Annotated in this window: 18 protein-coding genes; 11 read left to right on the forward strand and 7 right to left on the reverse strand. The window is 59.5% G+C overall.

What is annotated here, in order from left to right; genetic code table 11:
• From ACFQX9_RS16225 to ACFQX9_RS16255, 7 genes are all read left to right on the forward strand, one after another.
• Positions 1-304, forward strand: a 304-nt coding sequence (locus ACFQX9_RS16225) for an NYN domain-containing protein (protein ID WP_377789433.1), incomplete at its 5' end; no start/stop codon positions are given.
• Positions 305-815: 511 nt separating this feature from the next.
• The gene (locus ACFQX9_RS16230; RefSeq protein WP_231190562.1) at positions 816-1,610 is read left to right on the forward strand and encodes an ABC transporter ATP-binding protein; all 795 of its coding nucleotides are present in this window, start codon (positions 816-818) and stop codon (positions 1,608-1,610) included.
• Positions 1,607-2,347, forward strand: coding sequence for an ABC transporter ATP-binding protein (locus ACFQX9_RS16235; protein WP_377789435.1), 741 nt, complete (start codon positions 1,607-1,609; stop codon positions 2,345-2,347). Before ACFQX9_RS16230 ends, ACFQX9_RS16235 begins: the two co-directional genes overlap by 4 nt.
• Positions 2,344-3,198: a branched-chain amino acid ABC transporter permease gene (locus ACFQX9_RS16240; RefSeq protein WP_377789437.1), complete on the forward strand. Its 855-nt coding sequence runs from the start codon at positions 2,344-2,346 to the stop codon at positions 3,196-3,198. Before ACFQX9_RS16235 ends, ACFQX9_RS16240 begins: the two co-directional genes overlap by 4 nt.
• Complete coding sequence (locus ACFQX9_RS16245) at positions 3,195-4,172, forward strand: branched-chain amino acid ABC transporter permease (RefSeq protein WP_204511710.1); 978 nt, start codon at positions 3,195-3,197, stop codon at positions 4,170-4,172. The genes ACFQX9_RS16240 and ACFQX9_RS16245 overlap by 4 nt, the downstream gene beginning before the upstream one ends.
• A 23-nt stretch (positions 4,173-4,195) precedes the next feature.
• On the forward strand, positions 4,196-5,338 hold the full coding sequence (locus ACFQX9_RS16250; RefSeq protein ID WP_377789439.1) for an ABC transporter substrate-binding protein: 1,143 nt from the start codon (positions 4,196-4,198) through the stop codon (positions 5,336-5,338).
• Between the two features lie 2,395 nt (positions 5,339-7,733).
• Positions 7,734-7,952, forward strand: coding sequence for a hypothetical protein (locus tag ACFQX9_RS16255; RefSeq protein WP_377789441.1), 219 nt, complete (start codon positions 7,734-7,736; stop codon positions 7,950-7,952).
• Between the two features lie 376 nt (positions 7,953-8,328).
• Here ACFQX9_RS16255 and ACFQX9_RS16260 read toward each other — a convergent pair whose 3' ends face one another.
• On the reverse strand, positions 8,329-8,541 hold the full coding sequence (locus ACFQX9_RS16260; RefSeq protein WP_204511713.1) for a hypothetical protein: 213 nt from the start codon (positions 8,539-8,541) through the stop codon (positions 8,329-8,331).
• A gap of 346 nt (positions 8,542-8,887) precedes the next feature.
• Between ACFQX9_RS16260 and ACFQX9_RS16265 the strand changes: the two genes are divergently transcribed.
• Both ACFQX9_RS16265 and ACFQX9_RS16270 read left to right on the forward strand, forming a co-directional pair.
• Complete coding sequence (locus tag ACFQX9_RS16265) at positions 8,888-9,193, forward strand: hypothetical protein (protein ID WP_377789443.1); 306 nt, start codon at positions 8,888-8,890, stop codon at positions 9,191-9,193.
• Positions 9,194-9,956: 763 nt separating this feature from the next.
• The gene (locus tag ACFQX9_RS16270) at positions 9,957-10,145 is read left to right on the forward strand and encodes a hypothetical protein (protein ID WP_377789445.1); all 189 of its coding nucleotides are present in this window, start codon (positions 9,957-9,959) and stop codon (positions 10,143-10,145) included.
• Positions 10,146-10,850: 705 nt separating this feature from the next.
• Here ACFQX9_RS16270 and ACFQX9_RS16275 read toward each other — a convergent pair.
• From ACFQX9_RS16275 to ACFQX9_RS16295, 5 genes are all read right to left on the reverse strand, one after another.
• Positions 10,851-11,309, reverse strand: a complete 459-nt coding sequence (locus ACFQX9_RS16275; RefSeq protein ID WP_377789447.1) for a hypothetical protein — start codon at positions 11,307-11,309, stop codon at positions 10,851-10,853.
• Positions 11,310-11,316: 7 nt separating this feature from the next.
• Positions 11,317-11,538 carry a hypothetical protein gene (locus ACFQX9_RS16280; RefSeq protein WP_377789449.1) on the reverse strand — a complete coding sequence of 74 codons (222 nt, stop codon included), beginning with the start codon at positions 11,536-11,538 and terminating at the stop codon, positions 11,317-11,319.
• Positions 11,539-12,609: 1,071 nt separating this feature from the next.
• On the reverse strand, positions 12,610-13,167 hold the full coding sequence (locus tag ACFQX9_RS16285) for a hypothetical protein (RefSeq protein WP_377789451.1): 558 nt from the start codon (positions 13,165-13,167) through the stop codon (positions 12,610-12,612).
• 111 nt (positions 13,168-13,278) lie between these two features.
• Positions 13,279-13,506: a hypothetical protein gene (locus tag ACFQX9_RS16290; RefSeq protein ID WP_377789453.1), complete on the reverse strand. Its 228-nt coding sequence runs from the start codon at positions 13,504-13,506 to the stop codon at positions 13,279-13,281.
• Positions 13,507-13,861: 355 nt separating this feature from the next.
• Positions 13,862-14,266, reverse strand: coding sequence for a hypothetical protein (locus tag ACFQX9_RS16295; RefSeq protein ID WP_377789454.1), 405 nt, complete (start codon positions 14,264-14,266; stop codon positions 13,862-13,864).
• A gap of 845 nt (positions 14,267-15,111) precedes the next feature.
• Here ACFQX9_RS16295 and ACFQX9_RS16300 point away from each other — a divergent pair.
• Complete coding sequence (locus ACFQX9_RS16300) at positions 15,112-15,381, forward strand: hypothetical protein (protein WP_377789456.1); 270 nt, start codon at positions 15,112-15,114, stop codon at positions 15,379-15,381.
• A 204-nt stretch (positions 15,382-15,585) separates the two neighbouring features.
• Here ACFQX9_RS16300 and ACFQX9_RS16305 read toward each other — a convergent pair whose 3' ends face one another.
• Positions 15,586-15,738, reverse strand: a complete 153-nt coding sequence (locus tag ACFQX9_RS16305; protein ID WP_377789458.1) for a hypothetical protein — start codon at positions 15,736-15,738, stop codon at positions 15,586-15,588.
• Positions 15,739-16,326: 588 nt separating this feature from the next.
• Between ACFQX9_RS16305 and ACFQX9_RS16310 the strand changes: the two genes are divergently transcribed.
• The gene (locus ACFQX9_RS16310) at positions 16,327-16,488 is read left to right on the forward strand and encodes a Flp family type IVb pilin (RefSeq protein WP_377789459.1); all 162 of its coding nucleotides are present in this window, start codon (positions 16,327-16,329) and stop codon (positions 16,486-16,488) included.
• Positions 16,489-17,105: the final 617 nt, after the last annotated feature.

Raw genomic sequence — 17,105 nt, forward strand, 5'->3', positions numbered from 1 at the left:
TATGGAGCTCGCCGAGCAAATCGACGAGATGGTGCTATTCTCGGGTGACGGCGACTTCCGCTCCCTGGTCGAGGCCGTTCAGCGCCGCGGCGTGCGGGTCACCGTGATTTCCACGATCGCCAGCCAGCCGCCGATGATCGCCGACGAGTTGCGCCGCCAGGCCGACGTCTTCACCGACCTCGTCGAGCTGCAGTCCAAGCTCGGCCGCGACCCGTCCGAACGTCCCGCTCCGCGTGATCGTGAACCGCGTAACCACATGCCGAAGTTCTTGCAAGAGCCGAAAGGAAATGACGCTCTCGAGTGAGACAGCCTTCCTCAATGGCCTACTTGCGGCTAAACCAGGACCCATAGCTGGATTGTTATTGGGGCATCACAATCGACGTCCCGTCTCGATGCAATCGCGCCGTTTCGGCGAAGATCGTAGAACTCTTCGCGTGACCTGGCGCGCATCATGGCTTCGTTAGTCTTGCAAGCGCGATGTGCATGCGGTGCCCCAACTTCTTTATTCTCGGCCTCGCGACGCGCGCGCTCGGTGGCCTTTTGCCGTACCTCGAACCTTTGCCCGAGCGACCGTTCTGCAGGAGCTTGCCGACGAACCAGTTTTTTTCCGTGCAGGTTGCGGGCCTCGCAGTAGCTAGACCCCAGGGTGTCGAAGGCAACCAGTCAGCACAAGTTTTCGCTGTCTGTCAGCGATACGATCCCTATGCGAGGCAGCTTCTCCTGCGATTTGATCCCCATCGATTGCTCCGTTAGCTGCCCGCCAATAAGACCGGTCGCCACCGCTGCGATCAGAACAACGAGGGATGGACAGCCGGGTGGCAAATTCCGGGGAAACCCGCACGAGTGCCGGCGAGGTGCTGCGCGTCGAAGGTTTAACCGTCCAGTACGGCGCGCTGGTCGCGCTGCGCGACATGAGCTGGTCGGTTCATAGCAACGAGATCCTCGGCATCATTGGCCCTAACGGCGCCGGCAAGAGCACCTGCTTTGCAGCCGTTACCAACGCCGTGACCTATCGAGGCCGTGCCTTCCTCGATAGCAGCGAAGTCTCCGCGCTCCAAACATTTGATCTCGCCAGCCGCGGCCTGCGCCGAACCTTCCAGCAGAACTCGTTCTTCGGCGAGTTAACGGTCCTGCAGAATGCCGTTTCGTCGATCTTCCGCGACTTCTCGACCAATTTGATGACTTCGCTTTTCGCACCGTGGCGCGAGGCCACGACCCGCCGTTCCGCCGAGACCGCCGCCGCACAACTACTCGACTTCTTCGGCATCCCACGGCATTACCATGGCCAGCTTCCGGGCGACATTCCCTACGGCGTGCAGCGGCTGCTGTCGGTGGCGCTTGCCTATGGCACCGGAGCAAAAGTGCTGCTGCTGGACGAGCCTGCCGCCGGCCTTAGCGGTGGCGACATGAAGAAGCTTGCCGACGTCCTGATCGGGTTGCGCAAGCGCGGGCTGGCCCTCGTGGTGATCGAGCATCACATGGACCTGATCATGTCAATCGCCGACCGCATCGTCATGATCGACCAGGGCGCTATGCTGGCGACGGGAACGCCGACCGAGATCCAACGCGATGCCCGGGTTCGCGAAGCTTATCTGGGGCGGGACGAATGACCGGCGTGCTGAGCAGCGACAATCTCTGCGTCCGCTACGCCGGCAATGTTGCGGTGTCAGGCGTTAGTATCGACGTTCCCGCCGGCCGGATGGTCGGCCTTGTGGGCGCCAACGGTGCCGGCAAAACCACGCTGGTCAACGCGCTGGCCGGCTGGTCACGCGGCCACGCCGTTGTAACAGGTCAGGTCCAGCTTGAGCGCCGCAACATCGAGAGGCTCGCGGCCCACGAGCGGGTGGGACGCGGCCTCACGTTGGTACCGGAAGGCAAGAACATTTTCGCCGAACTGACGGTGGACGAGAACCTCGAGCTGGTGCGTCCCCCGGCCGACGCGACCGGCAGGCACCTCTTCACCACCCCGGAGGTCTTCGACTTTTTTCCACGCCTAGCCGAGCGCCGCTCGCACAAGGGCGCGGCACTGTCCGGCGGCGAGCGGCAGATGCTTGCTGTGGGACGCGCACTGCTCGCTGGACCGCGCGTTCTGATGCTGGACGAGCCCTCCGCGGGGCTCGCGCCTCGACTGATCACCGACCTGCTCTCCCGCATCCGCCTGCTGGTCGATCGCGGGCTACCGGTGCTGCTGGTCGAGCAGAATGTGAAAGCGGCGCTTAAGGTAGTCGATCATCTCTATCTGCTGGAACGCGGCCGGGTCGTCGGCGAAGGTGCGGCCGCGGTAATGGCGGCCGATCACCGCATCATCGAGGCCTACCTCGGCACGATCGCGGATGCACCGCCATGAACGTCGCGCAGCAGATCATCAACGGCATCGTGCTCGGTTCCGGCTATGCATGCATCGCCCTCGGCTGGACCATTTTGCTAGGCGTGGCGCGCCTCGTGAATTTCGCACACGGTCAGCTCTATATGCTCGGGGCGTTCGTCACCTTGTACGCCATCACCAAGCTTGGTCTGCCCTATCCGCTCGCCATCCTCGTGGCAATTGTGGTGCTCGGAGCAACCGGCTTTTTAATGCAAAGCGCGATGATGCGCCTGGTGATGACCCAGAACCTAACCAGCCTGATGATCGTGACACTCGGGCTGGGCTATGTACTCCAGGGCGTAAGCGCCCTGATCTTCGGCGGCAATCCGCAAATCCTTCCCGGAACATTGGCGCGCGCCAAGGTGGATCTTGGTACGCTGTGGTTCACTTGGCAGGACGTGCTTGTGCTTGTCGTGACGATTCTGCTCTATGGCGCCGTTTGGGTATTCACGCAGCGTACCCGCTTCGGCGCAGTCATTCGCGCCGTCGCCGAGGACCCCAAGCTCGCGGAGCTGTTCGGGATCAACGCCAAGACGGTCTATCTGCTCGTCTTCATGTTCGAATGTTCTGCGGTGGCTCTGGGCGCGGCGCTGGTTGCGCCCCGTTCACCGATCTTGACCAGCATGGGCTTTAACGAGGTTATCATGACCTTCGTCGTTGTCGTGCTGGGCGGTATCGGTTCGATCGGCGGCGCGCTCGCGGCCGGCATCGGGCTCGGCCTGTTTACGGCTTTCTTCGGCGCATTCGTTGCGCCCGCCTACACGACGGCGGCTGCCTTTGCGCTACTGCTGGCTTTGCTGGTGATCCGTCCCGCGGGGCTTGCGACCAGATGACCACTATCGAAGCCCCCCGGCCGCTATCGATCCCGTTCCTGCGCCTGGTCGCAATCGCGGCTTCCGTCGTCATCGGCTTCTTCCTGCCGCGCCTGCTCGGCGGCACCTCGGTTGCCTATTCGACGCTGACCACGATCGCGATCTTCGCGGTAATGTGCTACGGTGCCGATATCATTCTGTCTTATCTCGGCGAGGTCAGCCTCGGGCACACCGTGTTCTGGGCCATCGGCGGCTATGCAGCCGCGAACCTGTCCGTCAGCTACGGCGTTAACGGATGGATCACAGCTGCGACGACAATCGCGCTGTGCCTCGCGGCAGCTGCTTTCCTCGGCGCAGTCACCTTGCGGACCCGCGAATTCGTTTTCTCGCTCGTGACCTACGCGGCCGCCGTCGTCGCCTACGAGATCGCCTTCAACTGGGACGCGGTGGGCGGTTCCGATGGCATCGTCGGCATTCCGCCCTTAAAGTTGCCTTTGATTTTCACGAATTTCTCCGGCGCGATGCAAGAGGATCTCTGGCCGATCGCCTTCGCTCTGCTTGTGTTGACTTTGGCCTTCATCGCACGCTTTCGTCGCTCCCGCCTCGGCACCACTGCGCTGATGGTGCAGATGAACCCGGCACTCGCCGCGAGCCTTGGCGTCGATCCACGCCGGATCAGGCTCGCAGTATTCGTGATATCCGCGCCGATCACGGGGCTCGCCGGCTGGCTGTACGCGTATCAGCGCGCCTATGTCGGCCCGGACATGTTCGAATCCTACTTTCTGGTCCTTATGCTCACCGCCATCGTGCTGGTCGGACGCCGCATCCTGCTGGGGCCCCTGATCGGCACCGCACTCCTGATCGCCCAGCAGAACCTGTTCTCGCTCGGCGGTGACTGGAACAAGATCGTGCTGGGATCCGTGCTCGCACTGGTCCTGATCTTCTGGCCCACCGGTCTCGTAGGCCTCTATCGCCGTATTACCAAGAAGTCCTAAAGACACATATTGGGAGGAATAGCATGCATAAGACGAAACTGGCTCTCGCGCTGCTGGCGGGGCTCACATCAATGCCGGCGATGGCGCAGGACATCAAGGTCGGCACCATCTTCCCGCTGAGCGGCGGCGCCGGCCCAGACGGACAGACCGTGACCAATGGGGTCAAGTTGATGGTGCAGCAGATCAACGACAAGGGCGGCCTGCTCGGCCGCAAGCTCACGATGATCTCCAAGGACGACGAGAGCACACCCGCAGTTGGTGTCAGCCGCGCCAACGAAATGATTGCCGAGAAGGCCGACGTGGTCATTGAAGGCTGGAACTCACCAGTAACGCTCGCGATGCAGCCGATCCTCGCTCGCGGCAACGTTCTCGACATCACGGCGGTCTCGAAATCGGAGCTGATCCTCAGCGGCGAAACCAATCCGTACGCGATCCGCATCAACAGCTCGAACGGCTTTGACGCTGCCGTGATCGCCAAATATGTGGTCGAGACCATGAAAGCGAAGAAGGTGGCTTTCCTGACTCAGAACGACGTCTACGGCAACGGCTTCCAATCCGCGGTCGAAGCCGAGTTCAAGAAGCTGAATTTCTCCGGCCAGGTCGTCATGACTGAGAAATTCGCATTCAAGGATACTGATTTCCGCGTCCAGCTCACCAATTTAAAAGGCGCTAATCCGGACGCGGTTATCGTCACCAACTCCTCGAACTCTTCGGGCCTGCCGGCGATGGTCGAGCAGTACCGCCAGGCCGACATCAAGTCGACCTTCGTCGGCGCGGTCGGCATCATGTTGACCACCGTATTCAAGGTCGCCGGCGATGCGAATAACGGCGTGATATCGGCGGACATCTTCTTCCCCGACCTGCCGCCGTTCACGACCATTCCAGAGAGTAAAGCGTTCGTGGCCGCTTACACGAAGGCCTATGGGGCCGCTCCCGACAAGAGCGCCGCGTTGGGCGCCGCTGCCGTGCAGGTGTGGGCGCAGGCGGTGGAGTCGACAAAGTCGCTTGATCGCAAGACCGTTGCGGAGGCGATCCGCGGCAAGCCAGTCAAGGGGACGGTGTTCGGCGACGTCCAGTTCCTGCCGAACGGGCAGATGCAGCCGCACTATGTTATGTTCAAGGTAGTCGACGGCAAGAGCGCCAAGCTCGAGGCGCTGCAGCCATAGCTTCGCACGCCCACTGGACACTTCTAAGCCCGCCATCCCGTGACGGGCGCCTCGACCAACCGCAGCGTGATACGGTGCGCTCACCGTCTCATTGGCAGTAGTAATTTGCTCTCTGCGTGCTCGATTGCCTCCGCAGGTCGAGAATTCTGTGTCCGCATCTGGCTTCGTCCGGTGCTTCCGTGGAGGTCGCCGTCCAATCGCGGTTTACTTGAAGCCTACTGGCGGCGAAAACCGCCTCCGTTTGCATAACACTGAGCCATCACAGCTGCGGCTTCATTGGCCCTGCTCATTCACTGTAGGATCGCTGTTGCCCCGATTCGGCCGTCTCGTTCGAGGCCAAGCAACGCCGCGCCCGCTCTATCTGGACGTTGGTGGCACCCTGACTACGGGCATACATTTCAGCCAGCGCTGCTGAATACCTTGCAACGTAGTATCTGACTTCCGAGCAGGAGATCCGGTCGCCGGGCCTGTGTTGGCGTGCGGCATACGCGGCAGAGCTCATCGTGATGAGGAACAAAACGGCAGCTCCGATTCCCGACGCGACCTTCATTGCTACCTCCGTACTTGGTGGTTCATTGCACAGAGGTGGCCTGACTCGCGGTCGTTGCGCAAATTAACATTTGTAGTCTCGCGCAACGCCGTGCGGGGTGTTGCTCTCTTGCGCCACAGTCAGGGTCGTAGAAATGTGAGCGTCACGATGGCGCAGCATCTGGGATGGCTCGTTGCTCCGACGACGGCCGGCTCACAAGCGCCCGACTTGCGTCGGCGCGGAAATCCAATCCCCCACAGACTCACCAGCCGGTAATCAGTAGCAACCGTATTGCCACGTTGGCATCATTCGGCCCCTATCATTTGCGCGCGAACGCCTGACAAATTCCGAGACAAAGGCTTCGTTGCTGAGTCGCCGCATTAAGCCGATGGGTTCCTCGATTAGGTCGCGTGTGGATTCACGACTGTATATCCGCGCAATAAACGAGCATGAACCCGTGTTGCATGCCCGCCAGAGTTGGAGTCGTACGCCATCCACATGTCGCCACCAACGTGCTGTTCCAATACAAACACGTGGCCGCGGCGTGCGGCGACCATCCCCGGTGCTGGCGATGTACGGGGAAAACGGAGCCAATTCGCCGCAAGGTTCAGCTCCGGAATCACCCGACCGAACACGCGGAGCGCGGCGCCACAACCGCAATATGAGGAAGGGCAGCCGGCCGGACGACCGCGGATCACGCGCCCCCTCCGGCTCGCTCGCGATGGCGTGTCGCAGCCCGATCCTACCGGAGAACTGCCGGTGACCACCGCAAAGCCGCCCGCCCGCTACAGCGCTATTTGAGGGGCGCGTCCGGCCGGCTTTGCTCTACCGAGCTACACCACCACCTGGGACACGACCGCATCGACACGTTGCATTCGGCGATTTGCTGATTGCGGAAGGGACGCGCTTCAGATGGGATTGAGCCGGTGATGAAAACAAGCGAAGTGAAAAAGACTAGTTTCAACATGCAGGACTCCTACGCGTGTCCTGCCCCGCCTGCAGAGGCTAAAAAACAATTTGGTCAATTGAAGGCTATTCGGCTTCTGCGGCCGTCCTGCTTAAGTTAAACCTGCTGCTGACCGATAAGGATTGCCGACAATGCTTGTCGGTCTAGAACAGTATCTCCGCTTCGGATTGATACAAGCAAGCCGAGTGATGCTCCGTCCTTCAAATTGTCATCAGATTGGGTGCCACTTTCCGTCGCTGCGCTCGGCTTCAGGAACGGATGGCGTCAATCGCGTGAGCTATCAGGACCGCAACGCTGGCCGCGAGTATGATGACTAGCAGCCAACTGATCACGCTCGTCTCCATCAACGTCATGGAGTGAATGCGCTCAATCCCGCACAGTCAAAAAGAACCCGCCGGAAAGCTTAATTTCTGCGAGGGGCTGAGGACTTAAGGCAACTCTTGCGTCCGCAGTCGGTCCTATCAGGGAAATGCCAGTAACCGGGTCTCAACCGAGCCCACCATGACCGGGACTCTGTGCCGCGCCCTCTCGCTTCGCAGCCGTGAAAAACGGAATTGTTCCGCCTTCGGAACAGAATGCCCGCCTTGGTGTTTTTAACCCGGCTTCATTTGACGACGCGTGGGCCGCAGCGATTTAACCTCCCGCTGCGGCCTTCGCCGCACGGGACGCCCGGCAAGCCCCTCAGGGTACGCCTGTCGTTGGGGCCTCAGAGTCGGAGGACCGTGAGAACGGCTCAAGCGTCTCCAGCCGCAGTTTTCCGTCTGCTCCGCTGATCGAGTTTCGCGGGAGCGGCTCGCCCTGGGCATTTAGCCGTTGGGACAGTTGGCGCCCAATCGATGCCGGTTGCACGAAAGGGGCGGAATCCGCATTATGGTTTTGCTGGGCGAAGCGGATCTACCGTGGCTCTGAAGAACCCCGACGCTATTGCGGCAGTCGTGACTGCGCTGCGGCTTACTTACGGCGACGAAACGGCACGAGCCATGCTGGTCGGCGGCATGAACCTGGCCGCTCTGATAGAGGCGATGTTCTCCGCCTCGGTTGAGCGACGCGATGCCGTTCGATACGTTGCGTCTGCCTTGGACGACTTCGCCATCTCGCCGGAACCCGGCCCCGTCTAGCACCTTCGCTACGTTTACGAAAGTCATGGCTCGTTTCGTCGATATGGAGATTGCGACGCCGACCGGCACACTGTCCAGTAAAGACGTCTGGCTTCGTCTGCCCGTCTAGCTATCTCGCCACCTCTGCGATGTGGCAGGTGCTGTCGCCAATCGGCGAGCGCGCGGTGCCTTGCTTGACGGCCTTGTAGGTCTTTATCTTTCCGGCTGGTAGTTCCTGGATGTGCGAATAGCCGGCGGCGCGAAGCTTAGCGATAATCTCCTCCGACGTCAGGCTGAGCGCGGACGAGGATCCCAAACCAGTGCGAGGGCAGCCATGATGAACGATCGCAGCACTTGGCTCCTTGCGCGCACGCCGCCGTCGGGTTGACTCCTTAGCTTAGCCGCCGACCGGACCCGACAACGTCTTCAGTCCCGCCTCGATTGCCGCGATGTCCTGCTCGATCTGCGCAATCGACAACCTGCAGTCAAAGCCCACCCAGGCTTTCAGGTCTCCGGCAAGTCGCCGGCGATGGATCCTCAGCTCTTCAAGCGACTGGCGGTCCTTCACTCTCGCGTAGCCGTCCACAATCAACTCAATCGCACTCGACATGACGCTACTCCACAAAAATAATTCGGATCTAATGAATGAAGCTTATTGCAAGCCGCCCGGTCGGCGCAACTTCGGCGCTGGCTTTGTACAGGATGCCTCTCCGCCGGCTTGCGCTTCAGCAATGGAGCGGCTGGGGAACAACAAGAGCCAGAGAGCGCCTCGAATGCCCAACCAGGCCGTCGTCAAAATCGGTCAAGATCATTGACGGGTTGGCATTGCACTCAGCGTCCAACGGCAAATTCTTCGAAAACGGTTGAGCACAGGGTTTTGGTTTTTTCTAGCTTTTCCCGAACTGGGGGCGTCAAGCTTGCGTCCATTGAGAACGTATTTTTTTAGGGGCATTGCGATGGGAAAACCTGCCGTTTCCCGTGATGCCTTCCGGGGACTATTCGCTTTGTATGCGGCGAAGGCTCATCACGACCATAAGGCCGAGGCCGAACATTCCCTTTTGCGGATGTTCGGATCTGCGGACGATATACCCGATACGTTGCTGCAGCAGTGGTCGGACAGAGCTGAGATGCTCGGCTCCGAAACCGTTGGCCGCTTATTGGATCCGCTCGTCCGTCAAATCACGAACGGCAACGCGCAGTATGACCATGCCAGCGACTTTCTTCACACGCTGCTGAGAGACCTCGGGCAGAAAATGCAGTGATCAAACCGCCACGCGTTGGCGCCGCAGTCGTCAGATGCATAGACTTGACGGCTTTTTTCCTGCGCTTTTGATCGACTTGGACTTCATAAGAAACCATTCTGGCCTTCAGCCAAGCTCGATGACCCGGCGCGCCCCACTGTGCTAGGCATCCATACCGCTGTTATCGGGCTGATGCAGCCGACCCACGCCCGCTAAACCAACTGGACTATGTCTGCTGCCACCTAGGCGACAATCGCAAGGCCGTGTGAAATAGTTCACAGATTGGGAAACCAAAGCTCGCTACCATGAAGAGTGCGGCGGAGATGCTCCGGGCTGTTGCTCGTTCGCCTGCCCATCCAGCTTGATCATGAATCGTTTTTTGTCTCAGTAGCGGAAAAGGCGACGACGATGATTGACGACGATTTGGTCCGGGCACATCGCAACAATATTCAACGCTATCACCTCTTATTGCAAACCACTCTGACGGACTTCGAACGGCAGTATGTCGAAAGACGTCTGAGCGAGGAGCAATCGAAGCTGGATAGGCTAACGACTCGTGCTCAAGCAAAGCGAGACGGCCAATCGGCTACAGATCACGCAGGGTAGGACACGCGATGCGGCACACGGGTTGCTGTTAAGGGCTGCGGCAGAAAAGCTTATGCGAGCAGCTGCGCGGCTTCAGCATTCGGAGCCGAGAGACAACTAGCCGAAGCACGGCAGCACGACCTAAACACTTGCGCTCGCCCTTCGGTTGCGGTTGGATCGTCTTTTTAGGATTGATCCAATGGCAATTCAATTGCTTGTGGCGAAGGTTCTCAGGGACGAGCTATCTTCAAGGGGCATTCAATCATTAAGCGTTGAAGACTCCGAGGCGATTGCTGCTCGCATCTTCGAGCGGATCACTGAGCTTGAGCTGGAACTTGCCGCCCGGGGGTTCAACATCCCCGCAAGCGGCGATGATAGACCGACGTGACGAGCCGAGCGTCATGTCCGTTTACGATCCGCTATCCAGGGAGCTGGGGCGCACAAGGGCGCAAACTATTCGGCTCACGTTCTCGGAAATCGAGGAAATTCTCGGGAGGTCGTGACCGCCGTCAGCTTACAAGTTCAGTGCCTGGTGGGGAAATGAGAGTTCGCGCAAGGCTGGGGCACACGCGGGCCACGGCGTGGCTGCAGGCAGGCTTCGCGGCTAGAGTTTCTCTGAAACAGCGGGCGGTGGAATTCCATCGACCCTGAAGGCTTTCACGTCGCGCCGCCTGCGAGCTTTCCCGCGCGTCCGGGCACTGTCACTGCACGGAGAACCCAATTCGAAGGCGGCGGACTGTTCTAGCCCGTCGCCGCAGCCCTTCAGCTCTTCAGCCCTTTTTATCCAGGGCTGCGTTCAAGAAAACGAGGTGCAGAACGGCATTGTTTGAAACAAAATAGCTCCCGTTCGAACGCCCAGTCCCTGGCTCGTCGGCTCAGGCCGAATAGCGGCTTACGCAGCAGATGACGAAGACTTTTCCCGTATTGCCGATTTCAAGAGCCAATCGGTCAGGGCTGCAATCCGAATCAATAAGGCAATGGGCGCCATCGGTGGTACCGGACAGATGATCCAACAGTCGTCAGCCATCGAGGTTGTGGTGCAATCGAGAGGCCGCTGTAGCGTCGCCGCATGAGCAACACCGTGGCTCGAATTCTAGCTCGGGGAAAGGCGTACGCCCGAGCTCCTAGCATCTGCCGGGCGACGCCTGGGCAGGCGCCAGCCTAGCGGTCCCGGAAAGCTGTTGGCGATGCTCAACGCGCGGTTCTCGTCGGTTTCAAGAGCTATTTTCTGGGCAAGCATGACGTCGCCCTGAGCCAAGCCACCTAACGGGACGAAGCAGCGCCCCGTTCCGAGCCGCCCGTATTCGTCTATCTCGTTCACGTTGGCGGACGTCCCGCGCCGGATTCGGTACCGCTTCCCAGTATCGCATCCCACGACATCAAAATATCCCTTCCTATCAAAGTCCGCCCTCTGCTGAGGCGAAAGCCAAGAACGAAGGAGGCGTAGCGCACGAGCGTGAATCGATTTCTCGTCCTTGGATGCTTCATAGAGCTTCCCAATAGAGAGGCTACGGAGGGGCCACCGGCTGAGTCGAGCTAAGTTCCTCTTCACCTGGCCATCACCCACCGACTAGGCGCGGAAAAAACAATGTCTCTTCGGCGGTCGGATCAAACGTGGTGATCCTGGTTACCTCCTCCGGGCTACTCCGCACCGCTGCAGTGTATCCTTTCCCGGTGAACTCCAGAAAACGTCTCTCCGCCTGTACCAGAGCATCAGCGCTGGAATTGTCGAAAAAGTAGCGGCTGTCGCCGCTGTGATCCATCACGATCTGCGTTGCCATGCTGAGGCTCCCGATTGCACTTCGGAAGGAATGTGAAAGCGGAGACCTCGTTCCTATTTTCGTAAGCGCCGAGTGATTTTTGATCGTGCGCCTCACTACGGGAACGTGTCTCCCGCCTGGCACGACGTGCCGGGCTAGAGCTCGCATCGTCAATGTCGTCAGACTGAGCACGATTTTGGAGCTGACAGTGCCCGAGCCTGAGCGGGACGAGATCCCACCAGCCCGGTGCAGCCGTTGCGAGCCGGTGCGATTTCCGCGAGACGCCCGGGCGGTCCAAAACGGTCGAGGGTTGGCGGATGTGCCCAGTGTCATGTGAATACTTGCGCAGGGCGCGCGCCTGCGATGGAGAGACCATCGCCAGGTCCGGGACGGCACGACTCAACCAGCGTCGGAGGGGCCGCGCCGTCCCGTTGGGCGCAACACTAGAGCCGGCGGCACCTGGGAGGAGCACCTCGGAGAAACTGCCAGCGTCAAGGTCGCGGTATGTGGACGTTGCCGCATTCTCACCCGCATCTGCATTTCACTATGTGAATCAGGTCGACGATGGCGGCTCGCAAAAGCGAGCTCAGGAGCCGAGACCTGTGGCCGAGGGTTACCTTCCCTCAGCTCAGCCTATAATCAACTGTTCCTGCGGTCAGAGGCCTCCTTGGGCAGGGCTGCCCGCGTAAACGGTCTCACCATCGTCAGCCGGGCGGAGAACCGCTCGCGCATTCTGCTGAATCCGCAACAGCTTGCCGACGACCGGCCACGGCCCCAACCCAGGCGCCCGACCGGGGCCGTCTTTCCACGATTCGTAGTGTCGGAGTAGGCGTAATGCTTCCCTCGCCGTCGATCGTGCCCGCCGATTGGCCATCGCGACGTCTATCTCTGCCGCTCTACGACAAGGCGCCCTTCCAAAGAAGCGGCTTACGCGGGCGGGGTTTTGCTGCTTCCGCGAGCCCGATGCCGCCGACGTGGCGCTATTCGACTTCGGACTAAAGCCGTTTGTGCGGGCTTGCGCCAGCCGCCCCGGTGACGCAGCGGGCCGATTTGCTGCCGGATGCCATCTTCAGAGGCAATTTATCGAGACGGTCAATCGAGCCGGGGCGCGTTCGCGGTGAATGGCGCTCGCCGAGGTCCTATAGTCGGCACCGTCATCAGTTCAGCCAACGTCTGCTCTAGCCGCTCCTTGAGTGTTTCCAGTAACGACAGTCTTGTATCAGGCGCCGCAACTTGCGCTCCCGCTGCCGGTACGGGAATAATATTCAACGGTTTCGCTGCTCGACGGTTAGAGACTTTTTTCGCAGATTCTCCTTTTGCAGCACGCTTCGGATTCAAGACCTCGCCGCCTGATTTCGGAGTGACCGGTTTTGGGGCAACGTCAAGTTCTGAGAATGCGCTCTGCAGAACCCGAGCAGATTGCATTGACGTCATCGATGCAGAAGGACTGATGTTCGACGGAGCCACAATGGTCGGCAAGCTGGCATCGATTATTACCCGTTCAGGTGCCCGCTCGGCGGAGCTGATCTTTATGGACGGTCGCTCTACGTCACTGTTACCCGGGTCCATCGCCTGCTGCGGGAAGCACCAGCTGATTGCGATCAGCAACAGGACGAGAGCGCTGCCGACAAATCCGAAATATTTCATCAAAGGCACAGCCGCCTCCGTTTGGCGACGACCTTGCGACCTCGATTGTTAGCAAAAAGCTAAAGGTAGATTAAAACAGAAGACATGGTTATCACGCATGCTGCGACGCAGCGGCTATTTCGCGGGCGTCCGTGACTTCGATGCTGCATCGTAGATCTCGACCTTCAGCATCGGATACTTGGCCAACAGTTCAAGGGCCGCTTTAGTCGCGGCGTCCTGATCAAGAAATTCGGTCTTGAAACGACCATCGACGAGAATCGCATAACCGGTGGCCGGCGCGACGTCAGCACGCCGAACTTGGCTTGGTTGCGGACGTTCAAGGTGAAGGGTTGTATTGTTCATTCCTTACTTATCCGGTTGGAGAACGCCCTTGTTGTTGAGGCTCTCGCAATTCGCCGAATTGAATGCCTGGGGTTTCCCAACCGGCGTAAGCAGAGAACAAGAGAACAACGATCCGAAATGCAATCGACATGCCGCCCGCCCTTTTCTTATTGGGGGCGACGGTACAAGCAAGGCCTTACGGGCAGCTTAGGAGAAAGGGTTTGCGCAAGGTATACGCCAGAGCGAAGAGGGACGTTGGCTTGGCCGAAGCCACATTCACATTTGTGTCGGTGATCGCTCCGATCCAGCATTCATAAATGAATTCGCTATCGTGACCAGGTGTACTGCGGCGGTGCCCAGCTGCTCCATTTCCTTGTCAGCAGTGTAGGCTGAAGCCGCTCGTCGAGGCGATTGCAACGGTTGCGTATGCATCCGTGATTAGTACAGCTGAATGGTCGTGCGCATCCTTGGCTTTCCGATCACGTACTTGGACGACTTTTGTCGCCGCCTGAGCGGCTAGTTCAGCAAGCTTCTCGTTACTTAAGCTCGGATCATCAATACCAGGCTGACATGCAGAAGCCGCGCCGGCGATTGCCCGATAGTATTGGCGCTTTTGCCACTCATTCGCCGTCAGGTAACTCTGCAGCAGGCGGCGAGCCCTCACTTCAAGCTGCTTTCGATCGCTTCGGATCTTTTGATGATCTGAGCTAAGCCAGCGGAGCATCGTTTGCCTATTCACTTCGGCGCCTAACGCAAAGATCATGGGGCTATAAAGTTCCATCAGAACACTTGAGTTCGTTCGCCCAGCGCCCTCGGGAAATGTTGAAGTCGATTACAGCCTGCAGGTCTCGTGAATGAGACCGAATTCTACTATGAATCAACTGAGGGAAAGAGGGAATTGAGCGTAGGTCGAAAGTAAATTGCCTCCATGTTGCTTTGTCCGCCCTGAGATGGATGCGTGCCGTCAGGGTGTAAAGCTTGGTGCGGCAAGTCAGGGCCCCAGGTCGGATCGATAGCCCAATCGACGACAAAATCGCACTTTCCTTCACTTGGAAAAAGCCGCAGAGCCCCACGGCGGTGACCCGATTAACATTGACGACACTATCGTCCCAATACGACAATTTACCTCTAAGTGCTTCTTTCTCGCGTTCGCGATCCATACTCTTCATACGTTAGCGGCTGCCTTGCAGATCACCACCACCGCCAGCAGGAAGTCGATCGTAAATCTCCCAATGTCCACGGCGCTTCCTCACCCACGACAGCCGGTGGCAGGAGCACGGCCGGACCTACCAGGAATCGATAATTTGCGATGTACTTACGATGCCGCTTGATGGCGGCGTGCGCACTCGCCGATACACGAAAGGGTCCGGTCGTTATCCGCCCGGCAGCCCCGCGGAATCGTTGGCTGACATGTGACCTGCAGCATCCAGTGCTTGAACGGCCCCTGCCATCGCAGGGTCGGCGTGCGACTCGACGCACTCTCCCAGATCAGCCGTGGTCCCGCGTCGGCTTGCGCCTGGTCTGCTCAAGATGCGGCGCGGCAGGATCTGTGCATATCGTCCCGAACTGGCATGACAGTCGCGGGCAAGTCAGGCCAAGCAGGGACGTGAGGTTTTGATTCCAGCGATGAAGCACGTCACCGAACGCCCTTTTGCCGATCCACAAGCCGCAGCCCGCAAGCTGATCGAGCTCGCCGCCAGCATCGAGCCGGTCCAGGATGGGCGCATCCACATTGAGAAGATCAACTATCCCTTCGTCTCCACGCTCAAGGGAAGCGGCCCGGAGTTCGGCGCCGGCATCAGGTGCGCCATCGAGAAGGGATGGCTAGAGCTGCATGAGAGTGGAACATACGTGCGGCTGTTGGCACCTGGGAATGACCTCATGGCGCTCCGTTAGGAACGGGCCGGGCACATTCGGCATGAATCCGCGCTGGCTCGGCGCCCTGAGCTGGCGGAGCGGCCCCGGCCCCTTAACCCCAGGTCTCCCCAAAGCCGGGGCCGTCTCTCGGCGAAACCACGCAGCTGGGAGCATCCGCGCTTTGGCTGGTTTTTGGGAGGTTCGCTCTTGCTCACCGGCGACATGGGACGCTAAGGCGCTCGCTTAGGTGGCGGCATTCTTCCTGACGGTCGACACAGCTTCGATGAGGACCGAGCACTTTTCATATTCCTTAGCATCGCCCGCGACGGTACCGCGAAGCTCCCTACATTCGCCGCCGTCGAAGAACCACTTGGCTTTGCCAATGGCGACGATCACCTTGCATTTTGGGCATTGCACCTGCATCTGCCTACCATGCGCTCAGAGTCGGCGCATTTCCAGTCACAACCTCAGCGAGTTTGGATGGAAAGCTGCCAAAAAAAGCCTCGAAATGAAGGTCGGCCCATGGGAAAAGCCGCAGCGTGGTTCCAGCCCCACTGCGGCATTCCCGGGCAACTTGAAATTGGTTGGTATTTAAATCGCGCCGGTGTTCTCACAGTAGAACACCCCGTTCCGAAAATGGAGTCGGTATAACTACCGGAGTCTGCCTCGCTAGGAATTTTCGCCACGGGGCGAACATGGCAGGCTTAAGTTTCCAGCCCCATGCTCCCGGCTGCCAATCCAATTGCGGATCAGAGCGCCGGAGCCTCAAAGTGGAGGTCGCAGGAACGGCTAAGAAGCTGCTCCTGCGACCAACGCCGTGGCCTAGTCCGTATTGACCCAGCCCAAGGTGGACCCGCGGACGCAGGTCGGGCCAATCCCGGAGGACCGTGTCAGCGCGTTTAACTCCAAATTGACGCTCGTTCGTGTTCCGGCCCAGCAATCCAAAAGCTGTAGATTTGATCTGCCATTAAAATGGAATTGAAAATGCACACTCTTCGCCGCTTCATCGCCGACGAGTCAGACGCAACCGCTATCGAATATGGCTTGATAGCCGCCGGCATCGCGCTGGCCATCATCGCCGTCGTCAACAACCTCGGCGTGACGCTGAACAAGAAGTTCACCTCGATTAGCACGTCGTTGAAATAGAAAACCATAAGGCCGCCGGTTCCTGGCAGGCTCAGCGCTGCATCACTGCCACACAGCCTAAGTTCCTTGAAAGGAACAGCATTTCGTTCGCGCGATGAAACACGGCTCAAACAATCCAGTATCCCCCTGCTGCGGCCTTCGCCCGATCGCCGTCAGCGCGGGCATCTGTTAGGCGCTCGCTTGCTCAGTTATGCTTCCCGTGCATGCAGGCGATCACAAACTCCCGCTTCGCGTGCCCTTGTCCCTTTGCTCTTCCGCCCGCGCTCGAAAAACCGTGTTCGGTAGCGAGCTGCTGGCACCTCTCCCATTTCTGAGGGTTGCGAGACCCGCCCTGCTGAGCCTGAACTGCGCCGCCGACCAGAACCACTGCAATGGAAGCAAATACAATCGGCCTAATCATCCTGCGCACTCCCTCCCTGCAGTCGATCAAAACAGCGAACGAATAGTGGCACGCCCCTCGGCTCTGCTCTGAACCAATGCGGGCGAAGCACCCTCATCCGGTGTCGGGACGTTCCGCACAATCGGCGCGGCATCCCGATGCTAGCACAGAGGCTCGCCAGCGCGAACCGGCGCGCGCCCTCGAATTGCAATGCACCGAGAGGTGCGCTGAAACTTCG

It is taken from the genome of Bradyrhizobium sp. GCM10028915 (assembly GCF_042666195.1).
Taxonomy (GTDB): Bacteria; Pseudomonadota; Alphaproteobacteria; order Rhizobiales; family Xanthobacteraceae; genus Bradyrhizobium; species Bradyrhizobium canariense_D.